The sequence below is a fragment of the Enterococcus sp. LJL90 genome (assembly GCF_056924355.1).
Genome location: NZ_JBXPBQ010000001.1, coordinates 244,413 through 266,783, shown reverse-complemented (window position 1 = coordinate 266,783; position 22,371 = coordinate 244,413). Strand labels below are relative to the sequence as shown.

General features: G+C 42.0%; 19 protein-coding genes. 4 read left to right on the top strand and 15 right to left on the bottom strand.

From position 1 onward, the window contains the following. Positions 1 to 47: 47 nt before the first annotated feature. Both AC1Z3S_RS01205 and AC1Z3S_RS01200 read right to left on the bottom strand, forming a co-directional pair. On the bottom strand, positions 48 to 983 hold the full coding sequence (locus AC1Z3S_RS01205; protein WP_461739410.1) for an ABC transporter permease: 936 nt from the start codon (positions 981 to 983) through the stop codon (positions 48 to 50). Positions 984 to 1,145: 162 nt separating this feature from the next. After that, positions 1,146 to 2,816, bottom strand: coding sequence for an extracellular solute-binding protein (locus tag AC1Z3S_RS01200; RefSeq protein WP_461738820.1), 1,671 nt, complete (start codon positions 2,814 to 2,816; stop codon positions 1,146 to 1,148). 208 nt (positions 2,817 to 3,024) lie between these two features. Here AC1Z3S_RS01200 and AC1Z3S_RS01195 point away from each other — a divergent pair, with 208 nt between their 5' ends. Beyond that, positions 3,025 to 4,533: a response regulator gene (locus AC1Z3S_RS01195; protein WP_461738819.1), complete on the top strand. Its 1,509-nt coding sequence runs from the start codon at positions 3,025 to 3,027 to the stop codon at positions 4,531 to 4,533. After that, entirely contained in the window at positions 4,517 to 6,202 is a 1,686-nt protein-coding gene (locus tag AC1Z3S_RS01190; RefSeq protein WP_461738818.1) for a sensor histidine kinase, read from the top strand. The genes AC1Z3S_RS01195 and AC1Z3S_RS01190 overlap by 17 nt, the downstream gene beginning before the upstream one ends. A 64-nt stretch (positions 6,203 to 6,266) precedes the next feature. On the opposite strand, the gene AC1Z3S_RS01185 is transcribed toward AC1Z3S_RS01190, so the two are convergent. From AC1Z3S_RS01185 to AC1Z3S_RS01165, 5 genes are all read right to left on the bottom strand, one after another. Then, positions 6,267 to 6,653 (bottom strand): YbgA family protein, encoded by a 387-nt coding sequence (locus AC1Z3S_RS01185; protein WP_461738817.1) that lies wholly within the window; start codon positions 6,651 to 6,653, stop codon positions 6,267 to 6,269. After that, on the bottom strand, positions 6,646 to 8,085 hold the full coding sequence (locus tag AC1Z3S_RS01180; protein ID WP_461738816.1) for a cryptochrome/photolyase family protein: 1,440 nt from the start codon (positions 8,083 to 8,085) through the stop codon (positions 6,646 to 6,648). The genes AC1Z3S_RS01185 and AC1Z3S_RS01180 overlap by 8 nt, the downstream gene beginning before the upstream one ends. 189 nt (positions 8,086 to 8,274) lie before the next feature. Next, positions 8,275 to 8,814 (bottom strand): DUF1697 domain-containing protein, encoded by a 540-nt coding sequence (locus AC1Z3S_RS01175; RefSeq protein WP_461738815.1) that lies wholly within the window; start codon positions 8,812 to 8,814, stop codon positions 8,275 to 8,277. Positions 8,815 to 8,911: 97 nt separating this feature from the next. Next, complete coding sequence (locus tag AC1Z3S_RS01170; RefSeq protein WP_461738814.1) at positions 8,912 to 9,646, bottom strand: ABC transporter permease; 735 nt, start codon at positions 9,644 to 9,646, stop codon at positions 8,912 to 8,914. After that, on the bottom strand, positions 9,639 to 10,361 hold the full coding sequence (locus tag AC1Z3S_RS01165) for an ABC transporter ATP-binding protein (RefSeq protein ID WP_461738813.1): 723 nt from the start codon (positions 10,359 to 10,361) through the stop codon (positions 9,639 to 9,641). The genes AC1Z3S_RS01170 and AC1Z3S_RS01165 overlap by 8 nt, the downstream gene beginning before the upstream one ends. A gap of 93 nt (positions 10,362 to 10,454) precedes the next feature. Here AC1Z3S_RS01165 and AC1Z3S_RS01160 point away from each other — a divergent pair, with 93 nt between their 5' ends. Further along, positions 10,455 to 11,210, top strand: coding sequence for a polysaccharide deacetylase family protein (locus AC1Z3S_RS01160; RefSeq protein ID WP_461738812.1), 756 nt, complete (start codon positions 10,455 to 10,457; stop codon positions 11,208 to 11,210). 58 nt (positions 11,211 to 11,268) lie between these two features. Continuing rightward, positions 11,269 to 12,249 carry an ABC transporter substrate-binding protein gene (locus AC1Z3S_RS01155; RefSeq protein ID WP_461738811.1) on the top strand — a complete coding sequence of 327 codons (981 nt, stop codon included), beginning with the start codon at positions 11,269 to 11,271 and terminating at the stop codon, positions 12,247 to 12,249. 137 nt (positions 12,250 to 12,386) lie between these two features. Here the strand turns inward: AC1Z3S_RS01155 and buk are convergent, their stop codons facing one another. The 8 genes from buk to AC1Z3S_RS01115 form a co-directional block, all read right to left on the bottom strand. Then, complete coding sequence (gene buk, locus AC1Z3S_RS01150; protein ID WP_461738810.1) at positions 12,387 to 13,454, bottom strand: butyrate kinase; 1,068 nt, start codon at positions 13,452 to 13,454, stop codon at positions 12,387 to 12,389. 1 nt (position 13,455) lies between these two features. Further along, positions 13,456 to 14,280: a phosphate acyltransferase gene (locus tag AC1Z3S_RS01145; protein ID WP_461738809.1), complete on the bottom strand. Its 825-nt coding sequence runs from the start codon at positions 14,278 to 14,280 to the stop codon at positions 13,456 to 13,458. 139 nt (positions 14,281 to 14,419) lie between these two features. Next, a complete protein-coding gene (locus tag AC1Z3S_RS01140) occupies positions 14,420 to 15,253 on the bottom strand; it encodes a 3-hydroxyacyl-CoA dehydrogenase NAD-binding domain-containing protein (protein ID WP_461738808.1) in 834 nt (277 codons plus the stop codon). A 105-nt stretch (positions 15,254 to 15,358) separates the two neighbouring features. Further along, positions 15,359 to 16,144: an enoyl-CoA hydratase/isomerase family protein gene (locus AC1Z3S_RS01135; protein WP_265459905.1), complete on the bottom strand. Its 786-nt coding sequence runs from the start codon at positions 16,142 to 16,144 to the stop codon at positions 15,359 to 15,361. A 3-nt stretch (positions 16,145 to 16,147) separates the two neighbouring features. Beyond that, entirely contained in the window at positions 16,148 to 17,332 is a 1,185-nt protein-coding gene (locus tag AC1Z3S_RS01130; protein WP_461738807.1) for an acetyl-CoA C-acetyltransferase, read from the bottom strand. 298 nt (positions 17,333 to 17,630) lie between these two features. Then, positions 17,631 to 18,911, bottom strand: a complete 1,281-nt coding sequence (locus AC1Z3S_RS01125; protein WP_461738806.1) for an acetyl-CoA hydrolase/transferase family protein — start codon at positions 18,909 to 18,911, stop codon at positions 17,631 to 17,633. 200 nt (positions 18,912 to 19,111) lie between these two features. Then, positions 19,112 to 20,317, bottom strand: coding sequence for an FprA family A-type flavoprotein (locus AC1Z3S_RS01120; RefSeq protein ID WP_461738805.1), 1,206 nt, complete (start codon positions 20,315 to 20,317; stop codon positions 19,112 to 19,114). 47 nt (positions 20,318 to 20,364) lie between these two features. Further along, the gene (locus AC1Z3S_RS01115; RefSeq protein ID WP_461738804.1) at positions 20,365 to 22,269 is read right to left on the bottom strand and encodes an acyl-CoA dehydrogenase family protein; all 1,905 of its coding nucleotides are present in this window, start codon (positions 22,267 to 22,269) and stop codon (positions 20,365 to 20,367) included. Positions 22,270 to 22,371 lie beyond the last annotated feature (102 nt).

The window sequence follows — 22,371 nt, the reverse complement described above, 5'->3', positions numbered from 1 at the left end:
TTTCTAGGAAAAACTGAAACGGTATCAAGAAGTTCTTCTCAGATATTCTAAAACATCACACGATCAGTGGTCTTTTCAGCCAATTTATTGGAAGAAAGGATTAGCACTAGGCCGACAACCGAGCGAATCAGGCCAACGGCAGCTCCTAAACTATAATCCCGACCCAATAAACCAATCCTGTAAATATAAGTATCCAAGACATCCCCACTAGCGTATACAGGCGGAGAATACAAATTGTAAACTTGGTCGAAGCCGGCACTTAAAATGCCCGGCAATGCTAAAATTGTCATCAAAATAATAAAAGGCAGCATGCCAGGTATTGTTACATGCCAAACCTTTTGCCACCAGCTTGCACCATCCATTGTAGCGGCTTCGTATAAGCCTGGGTCAATCGAAGTGATGGCAGCTAAGAAAATAATCGAATTATAACCGAAGCTTTTCCAGACATCCGTCCAAATAAGCAATTGAGGGAAGGCAGTGTTACTGCCTAAAAAGTTAATTGGGTCCATACCAATTGCCCCTAAAAGCTGATTGACCGTCCCATCTAAACTGAATAAGTTGACAACTACTGAAGCTAAAATGACCCATGAAAGAAAATAAGGCAGATAAACGACTGTCTGCATAGAACGCTTCATCCACTTCACACGGATTTCATTGAGTAAAATGGCAAAGACAATGGGAATTATTGTATTTAAGATAATTTTACCTACAGCAATAAAGACAGTATTATAAGTCACTTTCCAAATATCTGGCAGGTTCAGCAAATAACTGAAATTGCTTAATCCGACAAAGTCAGAACCTAAAAAACCTTTGGCAGGGACAAAATCTTGAAAGGCCATAATTAGACCAAACATTGGTCCGTAAGTAAAAATCAAAAGAAAGGCCATTCCGGGAACAATCATGGCTAACAAAAGTCGCTGATCTTTCGCAAACCAATTTTTCCTTTTAGTATTGCCGAGGTAGCTATTGCTTCTTGGCTGCATTTTATTTCTAAAAAACCAATTTTTAGTTACTTGTTTTTTTTCCATAAGGTCCTCCTTTGCTTAAAAGAAACCATCCTTTAATGCCAAAATGTTTCAAAAAAATCGGGAGTAAACAGTGAACTCCCGATTTTCTTATCACCTTTTGCGTACAGCACAATGTAGTTATTTCTCTTCAGCTAAAATATCACTCATCTCATTGAGAATTTCGGTACCGCCTTGGCTTTCCCAAGTGCTGACATAACTAGAAAAATTGCTCAATGGTTCTTCACCGGTAACATATTTGATAAAGGTTTCTTCTTCAAGCTTGGCGATTTGGGCACCATTTCGTTCGTTGGCTCTAATCGTTTGGAAAATTACAGCGGGATAGACCTCATTTAAAATATTTTCTTGACGAACGCCATTCATCACTTGGCCAATTGCCATACTGCGAGACTCATAAACTGCCCAGTCCGTTGGGTCAGCATTTTCTGGATCATCGAGATAGTTTTTAATCTTCAAAGCATTGTTTTTTACATTAAAGTTACTGATATCATCAATGTTCAGTTTTCCTTCGGCCGCTTCTGTCGCTTCAACCGCATCAGCAATCTCACTAAGATTACTGTACATTTCAATGTTCAATGGACGTACCGAACCATCGACCGCTTTTTGATAATAATCATAAATCTCTGGGTATTCTGTTTCTAAATCAGATGAATTGGCAATTTCATCAAACAGTAAGTTCATCATTTGCACGACAGCTTCTGGATTGCTAAAGTCTTTGCGAACAACCACAAAATTACCAACTCCTACTTTATCGACAGCATTGACCTGTCCTTCACTATCTTCAACGGCAAATGGTGTAAATTCTGCTGTTGAATCAGCCGTTTTAACTTGGACTAGCCCCCAATCGGATAAATGCCAAGGGCCCGGTAAAATTCCTAGCTCACCATTGACTAGCATCGCTGTAATATCGTCCCCGCTACGGGTACCAAATTGCGGATCTAAAATACCATCATCAAAAAGCTCCTTCATATAAGCTAAGCCTTCTTCCATTTCAGGTGTATTAGAACCGTATTCCAATTGACCATCTGCCGTTTCCAAATAGGTCTTGGGATAAGCTTGAAAAGCATTTAAAATGGCATTGGCTGTATAGCCAGAGCTGCCATGGCTATCGGCGGTTAAATTACTATTTAAAGCTAAACCAACCGTTTTGCCTGTACCGCTGATATCGGCATCGATAAAAGCTTGCGCTGTAGTTTTTAATTCGTCTAAACTAATGGCATGATTGCCATCTTGATCCAACTGAATATTTAATTGATCCAGCCAATCTTGTCTAATCCAGACTAAATTTGGGCCAAAATCGGTTGCTGTCCCAGGTAGCCCCATCAAGCGATCATCAATTGTTGCTGCTTCTAATTGAGCGTCATCATAGGAACTGTAAATATCTTTTAAATAATCACTGGCATATTCCTCATAGACATCGGTTAAATCAGCAATTAAATCATTGGCAGCCAATTCCTCAAATTCATCTAAAGAAACGGTCATTACATCGGGTAAATCACCAGAAGCAATCGCTAAGGAAACTTGCCGATCATAATCATCCCCGACAGCCGCCTCGAAAGCACTCTCAATTTTGACATCATATTCCTCTTCAATTGCTCGACGATAGGCATTGTCACCATAGCTATCGCCTTCTGGCAATTTAGAATTTGGTTGCGTTTGCTGTCCGACAGTCATAATAATTTTACCGTCTTCCGTGACATTACCTTCTTCCGCTTCTGTGCCGCCGCTGCAGGCTCCCAATAAGACAACGGATGCTGCTAGTAATGAATAAAAACCATTGCGTTTTTTCATTTTCTTGCCCCCTGATAGTTGATACACTAAGTATAAGAAATCGCTTACGCCATTAAAACTGATGATTTTCCAGATTTATGTAATATTTTCCGCTAATTAAACCGCTTTCAGATATTATTACTAGTCTTGATTGTTTCACCTGCATATTCAGTCTATACTATTTTTAAGGAAAGACGGAATTTTTTTCTGATAAAGGAGTGGCAAGATTATGCGGGTACTAATAGTGGATGATCATTTGGATCAAAGAGAATTACTTAGCTTTCTCTTGCAAAAACAATCAAACGACTGGCAGATTTATAATGCTGCAAATGGTAAAGAAGCCTTGAATGTTTTTGCTGAAAATAACATTGATTTGATTATCACTGACGTCAAAATGCCTTTTATTGACGGCATTGAACTAGCAGAAACCTTGCGGCAGCAAGCAAATCTGGTGCCAATTCTCTTTATTAGTGGCTATGATGACTTCCAATATGTAAAAAAGGCTCTTGATTTGCAAGTAGTCAACTACTTATTGAAACCTATCAATCCAGAGGAATTTTATCAGCAGCTGGCTAAAATGATTGCCTTAAGCAAAGAACAGAAAAATAATGCCAAAATGAAAGAGCACATTGTTCTACAGGATTCTTTGATGAAACTGATTCAAGGTCACTCTATCGATCAACTAGCGATATCTGAAAAAGAAATCATACTACCTATTTTAGAGGGGACTAAGTTTTTACTAGCTTTGGACGTTAATCCGCGTGAGTCCGCCAGATTTGCCCGCCATGTTACTAATGGTGATGGCCTGCAAAAATTATTTTTGCAAACTAGTTTGACCCGTTTCATTTACCTACTAAATGGCCCTAGCAAGTTTGAGGCTTTAAGACAAAAACAACAACTACTAGAAGAGTTACAGCCCCAGTTAACAGAAGACTATGAGACTGAACTTTCAGAAGAAATTGTCGCTAGCAATGATTTTTATAGGGTTTATCAACAGTTAACTAATCAAATCAATCTCAATTTCTACCAAAAGGAAAGCCGTGCCGCTGACACTAAAGAGCTACCCACAGCCAGTCCTGAGCAAGAGGAGCTGGTCATGAAAAAATTGAAGCAGGCTTTACAGCACCGGGACTATCCCCGCTTTGCTAACTTTTTGACTGAGTATCTGACCCGCTATCAAGAATCTGCGAGTGAGACACCAAGTATTGTAAAATTTTTCTTTGCCAATCTTTATCGGATGATTATTGAGGTCAGCAAGAGTGACTCTATAGCAGCCCGCCAACCAATCAAACAAATTTTAGAGTCTGAGCGCTATCATGAAATTCTTGATATCTATGACAGATTACTGACTCAGTTAAACGAACAAAGTGATGCGCTAAGCTCCACCACCAATAATTATGTGGCTGAAACTAAGACCTATATTTTAAACCATTATCCTGAAGAACTAAATTTGGAGATTTTAGCAAAAAATGTCCATCTTTCTCCAAAATATTTGAGCGATTTATTTAAGCGGGAAGAAACTATTGGAATCATCAAATACTTAAATAATGTGCGGATGAAAAAAGCCGAAGAATTACTGCAAGATACCCATTTTCGAGTCAATGATATCAGCAAAAAAGTCGGCTTTAACAGCTATTCCTATTTCATCAAGCAATTTCAAAAGAAGAATGGAACAACTCCAGAGCGTTATCGAAAACTAGCACAAACAAAGGAAGACAGTTATGATAAACCGCTTTAAAACAGCCTTTCGCAACCTTGCTTTTCAAAAAAAAATAATGGCTATCTCTTTAATATCCGGCATTTTTCCTCTTTTGCTGCTGGTTTTTTTCAGTGTGGGCAATATCTATCAATTAATGTCTACAACTGAACAGTCCAATACGCAAGATAATTTGAACTCTGTAGAGCAACAGCTACAGTTACGATTGACAACACTGGAAGAGGGCATCTCCTATTTAGCAAATAATGAACTTTTAACAACAGCCTTAGCTATCGAAAACCCTAGTAACTTTGCCCAATACGATTTATATACCAATACCATTGTGCCACTTTTCCGTGGAGTCGCCTCCCAACAATCCGCCATTGAGGCAGTTACCTTGTACACCACTATAAATCTTTATGATCACAGTACATATGTAAAAAAAATTGTGGCAAATGATATTACCCAACACTTTACATTGAATAATACCACTGAAAATGATTACTATTTTGACCCTGAGACACAGAAACTATATTTATACACTCAAATTTATTCTGCTAAAAAAACAGATATTAATATTATCGTCTTTGAAGTGTCCTTGCCTATCCTATTTGCAGGCTTTGACACGATTTCTTTAGAGCCTTATCAGCTATCTATCTCGGATGCGACTCATCAATCGCTCTTTACCTTTTCAAATGAAACAGAAAATCAACAGTTGAATTTTTTTGCGAAAATCATCCAATTTTTCAATAATTCTTATTCAACCAGTATGACTGAATTAACTAATCAGTGGGAAATTGCTTTTTCGCGACCAAATTATTCTGTCTACTATGGAGTTTTCCTACAGGCTGTTATTGCCATTTTGATTTTTATTTTAGCCGTCATCATGCTGACCTTGTCCATCTTCGCTCTTTCGCGAACTATCGTCTCGCCAATTAAAAATTTAGCCCAAGATATGGAAAACGCTCCTGAAAAAACTTTGGAATCACAGTTTAGCTATGAATCCAAAGATGAAATTGGCCGACTATACGAAAGTTTTTCAGATATGATTGTAAAAATCAATCAGCTGATTGACGATGTCTACAAAGGTGAAATTCAACAACAAAAACACGAATTGCGAGCTCTGCAAGCTCAAATCAATCCGCATTTTTTCTATAACTCATTGTCATTGATTAACAATAAAGCAATCGTTTCTGATAACTTGGAAATCAGTGAGATGGCTCAACTGCTATCCAATTTTTACCGCCTTAGTTTAAACAATGGCGAAAGCAAACTGACTGTCGCAAAGGAATTAGAACTGACCATCATCTACGCTAAAATCCAGCTAAAAATGCACAATTATTCCTTTGACTTAGTTACAGAGGTCGCTGATTCTTTGATGGACTATCAAATTATTACACTTTTGATTCAACCCTTTGTTGAAAATGCTATTTTCCATGGGATCGACCACATCGCAGACCAAAGAAGGGGCAAACTCAGCATCCTCGGTTATGAGACCGAGCAGCAGTTAATTTTTGAAATCAGTGATAATGGTGCCGGCATGACCGACGAACAGCTAAAACATATCTTCACCTTCAGGAGCAAACACTACGGCATGCGTAATGTCCAACAGCGGATAAAATTATATTACGGCCTAGAAGACGCTATTGAATACTTTTCCGAAGTAAATGTGGGGACCACGGTGAAGATTAGTTTGCCGAAGGGAATTTAGCTTAGTCATCTGAAACTATTAAACCAGAAAAGCTGGAAAAGAATGGCAACCAACCAAGAATTTTTCACTCCCCCGGCCACCGCATCTCCAACAAATATTCGACATGATACTTCTCAGCCAAGCTTTTTAAAAAGCTTGGCAATTGGTCGTCAGCGGGGGCACTTGCCAATAGCGTCATCAATTGCTGATAAGTTTTCCGCTCTGCTGGATTGGCTGATTTTTTGAAATAGCCCCAAATATGCTGATAAGCGACTGTCAAAGTCTTGACAGTCGGCTCTTTATCCTCTAATTGCGCAAGAATTTTGTTGTAGCGGGCATCTTTAGCCAGACACCATTCATTATTTTTGGCTAATAAACGAATTTCATTATAAGCCTGCTGACTGCGGGACATGACCCAGTATTTATTTTGGCTCCAAGATTGCTGGAAATTTTTCAATAAAGCTTTAGTCATCTTTTTGCTTTCCTTCGCTGGTCTCTCTGGCAAATTCTTTACTGGCTTCATACTTGGATATCGCTTGTTTACGCCGCTCTTTGTGGTCAACGACGGGCTTGGGGTAATCCTCTCCTAAAATTACTCCGTACTCCTCCTGCTCTTCTTTACTTAAGGATTCCGGCTGATGAATAAATTTATTCGGCACATTGGCCAGCTCTGTGACATATTCCCGGATAAAATCACCCTTTTGATCAAAACGTTCTGATTGAGTCGTGGGATTAAAAATTCGGAAATACGGCACCGCATCTGTTCCGGTGGAGGCGGCCCACTGCCAGCCGCCAATATTGCTGGCGGGGTCGTAATCAATCAGCATTTTCTGAAAATACTGCTCGCCCCAGCGCCAGTCAATTAACAAATCCTTCGTCAAAAAAGAAGCCACAATCATTCGCAGACGGTTGTGCATCCAGCCGGTTTTCTGCAATTGGCGCATCGCGGCATCGACAATCGGAAAGCCGGTCTGCCCCTGCTTCCAGCAGTCAAACAAAGCGGCATCGTTCTCCCATTTAATATGCTGAAACTGGTCCTGTAGCGGCTGATTTTTCTGCTTAGGGGCAAAGCTGTAAATCATATTATAAAAATCCCGCCAGCAAAGCTCCTGTTGGAAAACTTTGCGGCCTTCAGAAGAAGCGGCCGCCTCCACTAGCTGCCAAACAGTCCGAATCGAAATTTCGCCAGTGCGCAAAAACCGTGACAAATGGCTTGTCTGATCTAGGCTCGGAATATCTCGAGATTTCTGATAATCTTTGACTGAATTTTTAATAAATTTTTCCAAGCGCTTTTTGGCGGCAGCTTCCCCTAAAGGTCGCTGGTTTTCCGGCAGTTTTTCAAGCAATTTTTTAAACTGCTCTTCATCCTCGGGAAATAAAACCTTTTGCTGAACGGCTTGCGGCTGAAAATCCACCTTCAGCGGCGTCTCCTTCGTCTGCTCGGCCCATTTTTTATGGTACGGGGTGAATACTTTATAATGCTCCACCTGCTGATTTTTGATTTCATCAGCGCCGTGAAGATAAGCATCTTGATAGGCGTGGCTAGTAATCTCATTTTCCTTGAAAAATTCCTCGGCAGCCTGATCCCGCTCAGCTCCAAAGCCGCTAGTATCCTCATTATAATAAATCCGTTGCCAGTCGGGCAGTTGCTTCTTTAATTTTTTAAACAGCTCCACAGGCTCGCCTACCATCACTTGCAGCTGAGCCTGCTCGTCAATTTTTTCTTTAAAATAACCAACACTGGCAAAAAAAGCCTGGTGATTGGGACTATCTTCAATAAACTGCTCAGGATTAGCCTGAAACAGTAGAATCAGCTCGTCTTGACCCAAATCACGGCAGGCGTGGTATAAAGCTTTATTATCTTGAATTCTTAAATCACGGCGAAACCATACAACTGTCTGCATCTTACTACACCTCAAAATTTCTCAATTTAACGTTCCTGTTACTTTTCAACGTAGCATAGATTGCTTGAAAGTGCATTTGATAAGCTAACTGGTCAGCTGGATTTTTTAAGATTTCACTTGAGAATAACCACCATAAATTTCAAAGTTCCTGCTATTCTCCTACGCAAATTTTAAACTATTTGCCCGCAGCTATTCCGCCAACTCCAGCATCTTTAAAACGGTGCGGGAATTTCGAATGGTCACCCGTCGATTCACGGTTGAACTGGCAATTTTCGACCAACGGGATTTATTGAAAGTCTTCAGCGGAGTTGACCAAAAGATAACATTCTGATAAACAGAAAGCTGTTCATACTGCGGGTCTATTTCACCAACGGCCTCCACTACCTCCGCCACAGTCAATGGCGGTAGCAGAAAAATGGCATAGGTCACGATTTCTTTATCTGTCGTCCACCATTCCGGCGCATGAGCGACCACTTCCTGCAACTCCTCCACAGAAATAATGGCGACGGGAATCGCCAAGTCAAATTCTGCCAAAATAATTTGCTGGCACAGCTCAACTAAAGCAGCTGGCTCTTGTTGTGGAGCGCTGAACAAAATATTCCCGCTATTGATATAAGTTTTAACCTTCGTAAAGCCGGCAGCCGCAAAAACCTCCCGCAAAATCGGCATACTAATTTTATTTTTCCCACTGACGTTGATGCCTCTTAAAAAGGCGATATATTGTTTCATACTGGCTCCTTGTCCTCTATTATTTTAAATCAAGTGATCCTTGCTTGCTTCAACTTTTTTAGTATTACTAAAGTCAAAATTATTATTCGTTTTTTCCTCAGCGATAACGGCAAGTGCGCCGCTCGATGACGTCTAAGCCGCTGAAAATCAAAAAGCCCAGCAGGCCGATGGTTAAAATACCGGCAAACATTTCCGGATAATCCATTTTAGTCCAGGCGCTCAAAATCAGATAGCCCAAACCATAACGAGTATTATAATTTTCCGCAAAAAACAGTGAAGCTAAAGAAATCCCCACACTGACCCGCAAGCTTGCTAATAAATTAGGCAGCAGCGCTGGTAAAATCAGCAGACGGATTTTTTGCCATTGGCTGCTGTTGTAGTTGTCCATCACTTGATTGTAGCCTGCGGGAATATTTTTGACGCTGTCCCGCACAGAAACAATCACTTGAATGGAGACAATCGCAAAAATCAGCAAAATTTTCGATAGATTTCCCAGACCAAAGAAAATCATAAAGACTGGCAAAAAAGCAACTTTTGGTAATGGATAAAGAAAATAAATCAGCGGGCCTAAAAAACGATCCACCAGTTCACTGCGTCCCATAAAAATTCCAAAGGGTAGTCCAATGGCAACCGCTATTGTTAAAGCGGCAAGAATTCGTAAGAGACTGGCGCCGGCATGAAGTAGGAGTGGGCCCTTTATTTCCCAAGCTTTCACAATGGTGATCAGGGGACTCGGCAGCGACTGATTATTGGTCAGCAGGCATAAAAGCTGCCATAAAATCAGCGTCGATAATACGCCAAACACCAAGACGCTTATTTTTGATTTATTCATGGGCGGCCCCCTTCAACAAAGCTCTTAAGTAAATACAGAATTCGTAAAAAGCTAAATCTTCTCGCCGATTTTCCAGTTGAAAGACTGGATTTTCAACAACCTGTAGCTGGCCAGCCGCCATAATTAAAATGATTTCCCCCAGATAGGCTGCCTCTTCAATATCATGAGTCACCGTAATCAGCGTATTTGTACGTTTTTGCTGCTCCCGCAAAATTAACTCTTGAGCCATTTCCTTCGTCTCCTGATCTAAAGAAGAAGTCGGTTCATCTAAAAGCAGGTAATCGGGATTAGTCACCAACCCACGAGCCATCGCAACTCTTTGCTTTTGACCGCCGCTTAAAGCCGCCGGATATTGCTCCTTGAACTCAGTTAAGCCTAATTCTGCCAGCAGGATGTTCACCTTTTCACGTCTTTTATCCTTGGCCAGCCGCTGAATTTTCAACGGCAGCTCGACCCCTTGAAAAACTGTCTGCCAAGGAAATAAAAATAAATCTTGAAAGACAATCTCCACCGCTTCAGGCGTCGTTCCCTGATAAATAATTTCGCCGGCTACCGGCTTTTCAAAGCCCTTCAGCAAAGACAGTAATGTACTTTTGCCAATACCTGAACGCCCCAGTAGGACATAGCTCCGTCCTGCTTCAAAACTAAAAGACAGCTCTTCTAGAATTTTTTTTTCGCCATATTGAAAGGAAACCTTGTTAAACTCAATTACCATTTTTAAACTCCTCGTGAATAAAACTACAAAAATCAGCTTGATTCTATGCTATACTGTTATCCGAAATGAATCTAAGAAAGTCAGGTGAAATGCGTGTTTAGAACTCTAGTCTTCCACGAAATTCGGCCGCAAAATGAACTGAACGGCCAGCAGCGCCCCATCATTGTCCACGATGGCTACCAAGATGCGCTGCCGTTGCCTCTTTTTGATAGTTTACCGCTTTTTGAAGAACGAATAAACTATCTCGTGGAAAAAAACTATCATCTTTTAACTCTTACTGAGCTGAAAGCTTTTTATCAACAACAAACTCCGCTACCGGAAAAGTCGGTCCTGTTAACCTTTGACGATTGCTTCCAATCTTTAAAGGAATACGCTTATCCCGTTTTAAAAGCCGCCGGAGTCAAGGCTAGCGTCTTTGTAGCCACTGGCTGGCTTTTTCCAAAGCCCGCCGCTTATCAAGCGGATGTTTCAAAAGTTTTGAGTCCCGAAGACTTAACAGCGATGGCAGAAGTCTTTGAATACGCCAATCACACGGCCCATTTCCATCAGCGTCGAGGAACGACAGCGGCCAAATCAATGTGGAAAACACCAGCAGATTTTAAAGCGGATGTTGCTTTGGCCAATCAAGCTGAGATTATTCAGCATAAAGATGTTTTCGCCTATCCCTTTGGCCTATATGATCAACAAACCGTTACTTCTTTAGAAGAGATGGCTTTTAAATTAGCCTTTACTACCAAGCCTGGCTACAACACAGCGGCGACCAATCCATTAGAGTTGCAGCGGGATGTTATTCCGGCAGCGATGTCGCTAGCAACCTTTAAAGAATTAATGGCCGCTCCAGCCGACTGATTACAAAATAATTTTAAAAAAAACAACTTAGACAAAGGAAAGGAATGAATCAAGAAAAATGAAAAAAATTTGGGGTACTTTGGGGATTATGTTATTGGGAATCGGTGTGTTAAGCGCCTGTGGTTCCGATACTGCAGATAGCACCGACACAACTGACAGCACTACCGTTGCCAGTGAAGCAGCGGTCACCGACCAAACTTTGAATGTCGGCATTCTGCCATCCGAATCAGCAATTCCAATTATTTTGGCCAAGGAAGAAGGCTACTTTTCTGACCTAGGTCTAGATGTCGAAATCAAATCTTTCTCCTCGCCAAATGACCGCAACGTTGCCATTCAAGCCCAGGAAATTGATGGCACCATCAGCGATGTCATGACAGAAGCTACCTTTAAAAAGAATGGCACCGACTTAACAATTACCTCAAACATTTTAGAAGATTTTAAAGTCTTGGCTTCACCGGACTCTGGTATCACGGAAATGAGTGGCCTAGCGGATAAAACTGTTACTTTAGTACCAAATTTTATTTTAGAATACATCATGGACGAATTTGCAGCGGAAAATGATTTCACCTATGAAATTGTTGACATCCCTTCTTTTTCTGCCCGTTCGGAGGCCCTTTTAAATAACCAAGTCGACGGTGCCGTTTATACGGAACCGCAGGCCAGCATGTTAGCTGCTCAAGGAGCCATCGTCTTAGGCAGCTCCAAAGAACAAGGCATCAAAGGCGGCACGATTCAGTTTATGGACGCTGTTTTAGATGATCGTCCACAGGATATTAAAGCCTTTTACACTGCATACAATCAAGCAATTGATTATATGAATGAGCACGCCGCTTCAGAGTACGCAGACATTTTGGCCAACTATCAATTTCCTGACGCCATGAGCCAATACTTGGACAGCCAAGAGGAAGACTACCCTTATGCCCAAGCAGTACCACAGGACCAATTTGAAAAAATCATCACTTGGACCAAAGATAAAGGCCAGATTGACGAAGAATATACCTATGAACAATTAACCGATTTTAGCTATTTAAGTAAATAAAAAAAAATCAAAAACTCTTTTGCAGCGGTGAAGCTTTGCTGCAAAAGAGTTTTTTTAGACGCTATCTTAAAACAAATGTTCAACTTTCTCTACACTCTGAATCACCTTGTCAAAGGGTGATTTTGATTAGCAAATCTTCAATACACCTGCGCAGCCTCGCTGCCATCCAAGACCCGCTGAGCACCGGCATATAAGGCTTCCATTTCCATTTCGCCTGGTGCGACTGCGACTGGGGCAATCCACGCGACGCCCTCGGTAATTTTTGCAACAATATTTTTTGAATAGCTGACGCCACCCGTTAAAATTATGCGGTCAACTTTCCCGTGGAGCACGGCTGCCATCGCACCAATTTCCTTTTGAATTTGATAGCACATGCCGTCAATATAATATTGGGCTTCTTCATCGCCAGCTTGAATCCGTTTTTCAATCACCCGAATATCAATCTCATCAAGATAGGAGCTTAACCCGCCATTGCCGGCAATTGTTTTTTTGACTTCAGGTAAAGTTAATCCCTCCTGCAAAACTTTGGCAACGAAGGGAGTTACCGGCAGAGCGCCGGTTCTTTCTGGCGTGTATGGACCTTCACCGTCTAGGCCGTTGCTCAAATCAATAATGCGGCCATTTTGATGGGCGCCGACGCTGATGCCTCCACCGAGATGCGCCACCACCACTGAGCTAGTCTTATAGCTTTTGCCAATTTCCGCTAAAATTTTTCTAGCCACAGCTTTTTGATTCAGCGGATGCCCGACCGACCGCCGCTCAATCCCCTTCAAACCTGAAATGCGGGCGACTGGAGTAAACTCATCCACCACCACTGGATCCACAATATAAGCCTTCACACCAAATTTCTCAGCAAAATCATTGGCTAAAATCGCCCCCAAGTTTGAAGCGTGACTGCCATTTTTTTCTGACAAAATATCGGCAAGCATTTTTTCATCCACTAAGAAAGTTCCGCCAGGCACCGGATCTACTAAGCCGCCCCGGCCCACAACGGCGGCAATATCTTGTTGGTCGATGGTCTGTTGGTCTAAAAAGCGTTGAATTTCTGCCTCCCGAAAACTCCTCTGTTGAATCACACCCTTATATTGTGCCAATTCTTTTTTTGAATGGCTGATGCTTTCTTCAGCGAGGTGCTGGCCCTCTGCAAAGAGGGCCACCTTTGTTGAGGTGGAACCAGGATTAATCACCAGTACGATTGTTTTCATTTTACCCTCCTAATTGTTTTAAGGCTAAATCCAAAGCGGCTAATTTACTGGTAGTTGAGTCACTGCGGGAGGTTACGACAATCGGTACTTTGGTACCGACGATGGTGCCGCCCATCGTTGCGTTGGTAAACAACAGCAAAGACTTATAGAAAACATTACCGGCATCAATATTCGGTACCACCAAAATATCAGCATCCCCAGCAATCGGTCCGCTAAAACGTTTGTGGGCCACAGCTTCTTGCGAAAGCGCTAAGTCTAATGATAAAGGGCCATAAATTGTAGCATCCTCCAACACTAAAGATTGGGTCACTTCAGTTGCTAAGACTGAAGATGGCATTTTCGGATTATAAGTTTCCGCCGAACTTAACAAAGCAACTTTCGGATGAGAAATACCAATTTGGTGGGCCACTTTGACAGCATTTTTGACAATCATTTTCAGCTGCTCTGCATCGGGTTCAATATTCATTCCCGAGTCAGTCATTAAAATCGGCCGGTCCAACTGTTCCAAATGCATGATTGCCACATGGGAAAGCAGTTTTTGGTCCCGTAGATTGTATTCTTTTTGCAAAACTTCCTTTAAAATATCATGGGTGGAGACGATTCCCTTCATTAAGATGTCCCCATGGCCCGCCGCTACAAATTTAACGGCTTCTGGAATTCTATTAGCTTTACTCGTTTGATGATAGTCCCACGGTGCGCTCGGGTCGAGATTTTCTCCTTCATCAAAAATTACAAATTGCACTGTCTCGCCGTATAAATCTTTGGCAGCTTTAACAACCTGCAAAATTTCGGAATTGCCGCCACCGGGAATTGCAATTGTCGTCATATCTTCACCTCTGTCTTTCAAAATTTAATCCAAAAAAATGAGTTGAATCCATGAGGGAACCACCCGCCATTGATTCAACTCAACTCAAGCATTGTTACTTTTTTATGCAGAACCTTTTTACATTTCGAAACCCCTTATATTAATACTCGAAAAAGCCCTTGCCGGTTTTACGGCCTAATTGATTCGCGCGCACCATTTTCCGCAACAATGGATGCGGCCGGTATTTAGGATCGCCGGTTTCGCTGGTTAGCACTTCCATAATCGCCAGGCAGACATCCAGTCCCACTAAATCCCCTAAAGCTAGTGGTCCCATTGGATGATTGGCTCCCAGCTTCATCGCTGTATCAATGTCCGCAGCATCTGCGACACCTTCAGCATAAATGCCGATTGCTTCATTGATCATCGGAACTAAAATCCGATTGACTACAAAGCCAGCTGAGTCTTCTACAACTACTGGAATTTTGCCGATAGATTCAGAAATCGCAACAATTTTGTCCACGACTTCGGTTGGTGTTGTTAACCCCTTAACAACCTCAACTAATTTCATCACTGGTGCCGGATTAAAGAAATGCATTCCGACAACCGGTCTCGATAATCCATTGGTTAATTCGGTTACAGATAATGAAGAAGTGTTGGTGGCAAAAACTGTTTCAGGCTTACAAAGTTCATCTAACTCTTTAAAGATGTTCTTTTTCAGTTCCATTTTTTCTACAGCTGCTTCCACTACTAAGTCACAATCTGCGACATCTTTAGACGTTCCGGTACTAATCCGCTGCATCACAGCAGCTACATCCGCTTCCGTCATTTTTTCTTTTTTAACTAAACGATTTAACCCTTTTTCAATTTTCTCTTTGCCCGCTTCGGCCCATTCTAATTTTACGTCACAGAGCATCACTTCATACTCTGCTTTCACCGCAAACGTTTGAGCAATACCAGAACCCATCGCACCGGCACCGATTACCGCAATTTTCATAAGCTTCCTCCTCACAAACTGCTCTTAAAGAACAGCTAATTCAAATTTTAACTATCATGTAGCTGTGACATCAGCCCTGTATAACTTATGTCACAGCTACAGCAATTACCCTTTACTTTTGCCTGTGTATGGCTCATGCTTTCTTTTTTCTAAGAAAGCTGCCATGCCTTCCGCTTGGTCTTCCGTTGAGAAGCATTGGCCGAACAATTCACTTTCAATCCGGTAGCCATCCTCTACAGATAAACCAATCGTCTTATTGGCAACTTCCTTCACCGCTCTAACGCCAAACGGTGCATTGCCAGCAATTCTTTGGGCCATCTTCATCACGCTGTCCATCAGCTCTTCTGCTGGTACAACCTGATTGACTAAGCCAATTGCCAAAGCTTCTTCCGCTTTAACGTTTCTGGTAGTGAAGGCCATTTCTTTCGCTTTGGCCGCCCCTACAGTTCGAACTAGGCGTTGCACGCCACCATAACCCGGCATAATACCTAAGCCAACTTCTGGCAATCCGAAGACACCCCGGTCGCTGGAAATGCGAATGTCACAGCTCAAGGCAATTTCACAACCGCCGCCTAAGGCAAAGCCATTGACTGCCGCAATCACCGGCATCGGTAGATTTTCAATTAATTCCATCATCCGATTGCCAGTTTCGGAAAAGACTTGGGCTTCTTTTGAAGGCAAATCCTTCATCTCAGCAATGTCCGCTCCAGCTACAAAAGCTTTTTCGCCGGCTCCGGTAATCACCAAGCAGCGAATATCCGATTCCGCAATTTTTTCTAACAAGCTGCTGGCCTCTGCCACCACTTGGCTGTTTAAGGCGTTCATCGCTTTCGGGCGATTATAAGTCAACAGGCCGATTTGATTTTGCTCTTCATACGTTACAAATTCCATCGCCTACATCCTCTCTACAATTGTGCTGACACCCATTCCTCCACCAACACAAAGCGTTGCTAAACCATAATCAGATTTGCGTTTTTCCATTTCATGCAATAATGTCACCAAAATTCTGGCACCAGATGCCCCAACTGGATGACCTAAAGCAATCGCTCCACCGTTCACGTTAACCTTGCTTGGATCCCATTCTAAGCCTTGACCAACTGCAAGAGCTTGCGCTGCGAAAGCTTCATTGGCTTCCACTAAATCCATTTGATTGATATTCATGCCAGTCTTTGCAAAGACTTTCTTCGTGCTTTCGATTGGTCCAACACCCATGATGGCTGGGTCAACACCAGCAGCCGCTCCGCCAACAAAGCGGGCCATTGGTTTCACGCCTAATTCTTTGGCTTTTTTAGCGCTCATGATAACCACTGCGGCTGCACCATCATTAATTCCTGATGCGTTGGCAGCTGTAACAGTACCGCCTTCTGGCTTGAAGGCTGGGCGCATTTTCGCTAATCCTTCCGCTGTAATGCCATCCCGTGGAAATTCGTCTTGTTCAAACATGACAGTTTCCCGTTTAACCTTGATTGGAATTGGCACAATTTCATCTTTAAATTTGCCTTCTGCAATCGCTTTAACTGCTTTTTGCTGACTTGCAGCCGCAAATGCATCTTGTTCTTCTCTAGTGATGCCATATTTTTCAGCAACATTTTCGGCAGTAATCCCCATGTGATAATGATGGAAGGCATCTGTTAAGCCATCCTCGATTAAGCTATCGAAAATTTCATTGTGACCCATGCGGTAACCAAAACGGGCTTTCTTTAAAACATATGGCGATGCGGACATATTTTCCATCCCGCCGGCCACGATAATATCAGCTTCGCCGGCTGCAATCATAGTTGCTGCCATATTGACACTCTTCAAGCCGCTACCACATAAAATATTTAAGGTTTGTGCTGGGACTTCTACTGGAATACCGGCCTTAACCGCTGCTTGGCGGGCAACGTTTTGTCCCCAGCCAGCTTGTAAAACACAGCCCATCGTTACTTCATCCACCATGTCCGGCGCAACACCGGCCCGGTTCAAGGCTTCTTTAATAACTGCTGCACCAAGGTCCACCACTGAAGTATTAGTTAGAGAACCCCCGAATTTACCGATTGCAGTTCTAACTGCACCTGCTAATACAATTTCTGTTTCCAAATGTTGATCCTCCTAATTCTTTTTAAGGTAATAAATTTCTCGTGAGAAATTTAGTTTTAGCCTCATACGTATATCATTCCGCTATGCTTTGAAACTTGCTTTTGTGTTCTTCAAAAGCTTAGTTGAAAAGTACGGAATAGTTATATTCCGCATCCTTCTCTTTGAATACTGCGAAAAGCGGAACTGACATCCTAATTCTTTTTAAGGTATTAAATTTCTTCACAGAAATTTAGTTTGATTTGCGAATTCGACTTTTCACGATAATTCCAAATAGTTGAATCGCAAACATGTCTTCTTCTTACCACTTCATGCCGTAGCGTTTTTCCCATTCAGCTTCTAGCTCTTCCCGGAAGTTAGGGTGAGCAATTTCAATCAGAGCCCGGCTGCGTTCACGGATAGATTTGCCGCGTAAATCAGCGATACCATATTCTGTAACAATCACAGCTACATCGTTACGACCGGTTGTTACAACGGAACCTAGGTCTAAGAATGGCACTATTTTACTGATGGTATTGTTTTTAGTTGTCGAAGGCATAGCAATAATTGAAATGCCGCCTTTAGACATGTTGGCGCCGCGAACAAAGTCCAACTGTCCGCCGACTGAAGAAATTTGTAAAGGTCCAATTGTTTCAGAAGCAACTTGACCAGTTAAGTCCACCTGAACACAACTATTGATTGAAATTAAATTATCATTTTGGGCAATCACATATGGATCGTTGGTGTAATCAACTGGCGCCATCATAACGCTTGGATTATCATCAACAAAATCATAAAATTCCCGTGTGCCCATCAAGAAAGTTGCGATCATTTTGCCAGGATTTAGGTTTTTCTTGCTGTTATTGATAACGCCCATTTTAACCAGTTGCATGACGCCATCACTGAACATTTCACTGTGGATACCTAAATCTTTTTTGTCATGAAGCTGATCTAATACTGCATCTGGCAAGCTACCGATACCTAATTGTAACGTATCGCCATCTTTAATCATGCTGGCACAGTATTTACCGATTTGGACTTCTTCTGGTGTTGGTGCAGCTTTTGGTAATTCTAAAATTGGAGTATCTTCCTCCACGATATAATCAAACTCATCCACATGCATAAAGCAATTGCCGTGGGTCCGTGGTAGATTCTTATTGACTTGGGCAATAACAATCTTGGCATTTTTAGCAGCTGTCATCGTGTAGTCAACAGAAATACCTAAACTAGCATAGCCGTGTTGGTCCACCCGACTAACTTCAATCAAAGCTACATCTGCATTAATACTGCCGTCGGTAAATAAAGCCGGCATTCTTGAGAAGAAGCGCGGTGTATAATCCGCATAGCCTTCAGCAACAGCTTTGCGGTCTTTGCCGCCAACATATAAACTGTTATGGCGAACATGGCCAATTGCTTCTGGTTGTGAATAAGGTGATGTTCCTAATGGCAGCATTTGTGAGGTCACAACATCTTTTAATTCTGGTATTCTTTTGCCGAATTCACGAATTACGGCGCTCGGTTCGCCACATCCCAAACCAATAACGACGCTATCGCCATCTTTAATTACTTTGACTGCTTCTTCTGCTGTTACATATTTACTCATAAACACTCTCCTCTTTTCAATTCAAGCTAATAAGTACAAAGCAGGCCTTTCCAGTAAAATATCCAGCAAATCTCCTTAGATAACCCCTAGAAAAAGCCTGCTAACCCAAGTTTCCAACAACTATGTTTTGACCTAACCCGTTGATAAGCAGTCACATTTTGGTCTAGATAAGATAAGGACCAAAATGCGACTGAGCTTAATTATTCTTTTGTAGCTTCGATTAAAGCGTCTACGAGACTATTTAAATCTGGTACATCCAAATCAGTAATAGCAGAGTTGATGCTCAGAGTTTCATCCATGATATTCATCATCTTCAACTCTTCATCCAAGTATTCGCTCATTAACGTACCTGATTGCGGTGCCCATGAACCATTTTCAATTAACGCAAAGGTCCGATTTTGCACATTTAGCGCCTTCATATCGTTCAGATAATTCTTCATTGGCGGATAAATGCCTAAGTTGAAGGTTGGACAGGCCAGTACGATATGGCTGAACTTAAAGGTTTCGGCAATCAAGTAGGATACGTCAGTACTGGATACGTCGTAAACCCGCACATTATGCATGCCTTTGTCGTGTAGCAGAGATGCCAATGATTCTGCAGCATATTCAGTATTTCCGTACATGGATCCATAAATGATTAGCACGCCTTTTTCTTCGGGCTCGTAACGGCTCCATTTGTCATATTTATCCAATAGATAGCCGAAGTCATTGCGCCAAACTGGACCATGCAATGGGCAAATCATTTTGATATCGATTGTAGCAGCTTTCTTCAAAGCAGCTTGTACGAAAGGTCCATATTTCCCTACGATATTGGTGTAGTAACGGCGAGCGTCATCAATCCAATCCCGGTCAAAGTTCATTTCATCGTTGAACAATGCGCCGTGCAAAGCTCCAAAGGAACCGAAGGCATCGGCAGAGAATAATGTTCCTGTGGTAATATCATAAGTCATCATTACTTCAGGCCAGTGAACCATTGGCGCTGCAACGAAGGTCACTGTATGCTTACCAAAGTTACGAGTGTCGCCTTCTTCCACTTGGTCTTCATGACCATCCACATGATAGTTGAATTGGTGCATCAGCATAAATGATTTTTCTGAGCTGATAATTTTTAATTTCGGATAGCGCAGAATTAGCTCTTCAATCGAACCGCAGTGATCTGGTTCCATATGGTTCACGACTAAATAATCTAATTCCCGATCGCCTAAAACCATTTCTACGTTGCGGATAAAGTCTTGGGTGATTGTCCAGTCTACCGCATCGAATAAGACAGTTTTTTCATCTAAGAGCAGATATGAGTTATAGGATACGCCCCGAGGAATTGGATGCATATTTTCAAACAATGCCAAGCGGACATCGTTGCCTCCAACCCAGTATAAATCTTCTGCTACCTTTCTAACTGTATACATATATTAAATCCCCCTATTTGGTCTGACATTTAGTAAAAGCACAGCTGTTAATATCCTTCGATGAAGGCTGTTTTTTCTTCGCCACAAGAAGGACAAGTCCATTCTTCAGGCAGGTCTTTAAACAGTGTTCCTGGTGCTACTTCACCCTCTGGATCACCTTTAGCAGCATCATACTCGTAGCCGCAGCCGCCACATACATAGAATTTATATGAAGGAGCAGATTTTTTAGGTTTAGAGCGTTTAATTTTCACCATTGGCGGAGCCTCTTTCTTCGCTTCTCCGGTATCTAATGCTTGTGATAACAATGGTAGAACTTCTTCGATATCACCGACAATACCGTAGTCAGCATTTTTAAATATTTTCGCATTTGGATTTACGTTGATTGCCACAATTGTTGAAGCGTCTTTAATCCCCTTCAAATGCTGGCCGGCACCGGAAATACCGCAGGCAATGTATAAGTTGCCTTTGAATTTTTGACCGGACATACCAACATAACGGCTTAATGGCAGATAATGAAGCGTTTCTGCAACTGGACGAGAACAGCCGATAGCTGAGCCAGATTGTTTCGCTAATTCTTCAATTAGCTTCATGTTTGATTCTGGTCCTACGCCGCGGCCGGCACTGACCACCCGCTCTGCTTGGGCAATTGGTGTATCAATCGGGATTCCCACCGAGAAATCGTAGCCATCCTTCTTTAAGCTTTCGACTAAGGCTGCAACGTTTTTCTTTTGATCCGCGTCCTTGAAGATCATCTTCTTGCGGTCCCCCGTCGCTGGGCCCTTTTTTGCTGGGACCCCAGTCGCTTTCGGTTCTTTACCAACCAAGTAAGAAGAAATAACCACCCGTTGAATTTCATTGGTTCCTTCGTAAATTGTTGTAATCTTAGCATCACGGTAGAAGCGTTCCACATCGCTGCCTTTAATGTAGCCGGCACCGCCATAGATTTGTAAGGCGTCATTAACAATTTTCAGCGTGTTATCTGAAGCAAATTGTTTCGCCATTGCAGATTCCATCGCAAATGGTTTGCCGGTATCTTTCAATTCAGCTGCGCTGTAAACCATCAAGCGGCTCGCCCGTAATTCAGTTGCCATATCTGCTAATTTGAAGGAGATAACTTGTTGGTGAGCAATTGCTTTACCAAATTGTTCCCGTTCTTTAGCATATTCCAAAGCACTTTCAAAGGCACCTTGACCGATTCCTAACGCTTGCGCTGCAATCCCAATCCGGCCGCCGTCTAGCGTATTCATGGCAATGTTAAAGCCTTTGCCTTCAGGTCCTAATAAGTTTTCTTTCGGTACTTTCACGTTGTTAAAGATTAATTCAGCAGTTGAAGAAGAACGAATTCCTAATTTGTCATAGTGTTCGCCAAATTCAAAGCCTTCCCAGCCTTTTTCAACGATGAAGGCGCTGATACCTTTGATACCGATGCCTGGTGTCGTTACTGCAAAGATGATATAAACATCTGCTTTTGGTGCATTCGTGATGAAAATTTTATTACCATTTAAAATATAGTTTTCGCCATCAAATTCAGCAGTTGTTTCCGTTCCGCCGGCATCACTACCTGCTTCACTTTCAGTTAAACCGAAGGCTCCTAATTTTTCACCTTTTGCCATTGGCACCAAATATTTTTTCTTCTGTGCTTCTGTACCATAATTGTAAATTGGATAACAGCCTAACGAGACATGCGCCGATAAGATAACCCCAACGCCGGCATCCACTCGAGATAACTCTTCAACACCGATAGCATAACTCGTTGTATCCATGCCACCGCCGCCATACTTCTCTGGAAAAGGAATGCCGAGAATACCCAGTTCACCCATTTTTTTGACAATTTCATCAGGAAATTGGTTTTCAAGATCTAAAGTCGTTGCAATTGGTTTAATGTCTGTCTCTGCAAAATCTCTGACTTTAGCGCGAAAAGCTTCGTGTTGCTCAGTTGTGTTTAACTGCATGTGATTGACCTCCAATATAATTTTTATCTACAATTTGCTATCAAAGATGATCAGCAAATTAGTATTCAAATAATTTTTATACAGTAAGCGTTTTCAACACTC

Coding starts and splice junctions, on each gene's coding strand:
- AC1Z3S_RS01165 (WP_461738813.1), bottom strand. CDS start 10,361: ATGGTAATTGAGTTTAACAAGGTTTCCTTTCAATATGGCGAAAAAAAA.
- AC1Z3S_RS01170 (WP_461738814.1), bottom strand. CDS start 9,646: ATGAATAAATCAAAAATAAGCGTCTTGGTGTTTGGCGTATTATCGACG.
- AC1Z3S_RS01200 (WP_461738820.1), bottom strand. CDS start 2,816: ATGAAAAAACGCAATGGTTTTTATTCATTACTAGCAGCATCCGTTGTC.
- AC1Z3S_RS01125 (WP_461738806.1), bottom strand. CDS start 18,911: ATGAGTAAATATGTAACAGCAGAAGAAGCAGTCAAAGTAATTAAAGAT.
- AC1Z3S_RS01115 (WP_461738804.1), bottom strand. CDS start 22,269: ATGCAGTTAAACACAACTGAGCAACACGAAGCTTTTCGCGCTAAAGTC.
- AC1Z3S_RS01155 (WP_461738811.1), top strand. CDS start 11,269: ATGAAAAAAATTTGGGGTACTTTGGGGATTATGTTATTGGGAATCGGT.
- AC1Z3S_RS01190 (WP_461738818.1), top strand. CDS start 4,517: ATGATAAACCGCTTTAAAACAGCCTTTCGCAACCTTGCTTTTCAAAAA.
- AC1Z3S_RS01195 (WP_461738819.1), top strand. CDS start 3,025: ATGCGGGTACTAATAGTGGATGATCATTTGGATCAAAGAGAATTACTT.
- AC1Z3S_RS01135 (WP_265459905.1), bottom strand. CDS start 16,144: ATGGAATTTGTAACGTATGAAGAGCAAAATCAAATCGGCCTGTTGACT.
- AC1Z3S_RS01185 (WP_461738817.1), bottom strand. CDS start 6,653: ATGACTAAAGCTTTATTGAAAAATTTCCAGCAATCTTGGAGCCAAAAT.
- AC1Z3S_RS01140 (WP_461738808.1), bottom strand. CDS start 15,253: ATGAAAATTGCGGTAATCGGTGCCGGTGCGATGGGTTCTGGTATTGCT.
- AC1Z3S_RS01175 (WP_461738815.1), bottom strand. CDS start 8,814: ATGAAACAATATATCGCCTTTTTAAGAGGCATCAACGTCAGTGGGAAA.
- buk (WP_461738810.1), bottom strand. CDS start 13,454: ATGAAAACAATCGTACTGGTGATTAATCCTGGTTCCACCTCAACAAAG.
- AC1Z3S_RS01120 (WP_461738805.1), bottom strand. CDS start 20,317: ATGTATACAGTTAGAAAGGTAGCAGAAGATTTATACTGGGTTGGAGGC.
- AC1Z3S_RS01145 (WP_461738809.1), bottom strand. CDS start 14,280: ATGACGACAATTGCAATTCCCGGTGGCGGCAATTCCGAAATTTTGCAG.
- AC1Z3S_RS01180 (WP_461738816.1), bottom strand. CDS start 8,085: ATGCAGACAGTTGTATGGTTTCGCCGTGATTTAAGAATTCAAGATAAT.
- AC1Z3S_RS01205 (WP_461739410.1), bottom strand. CDS start 983: ATGCAGCCAAGAAGCAATAGCTACCTCGGCAATACTAAAAGGAAAAAT.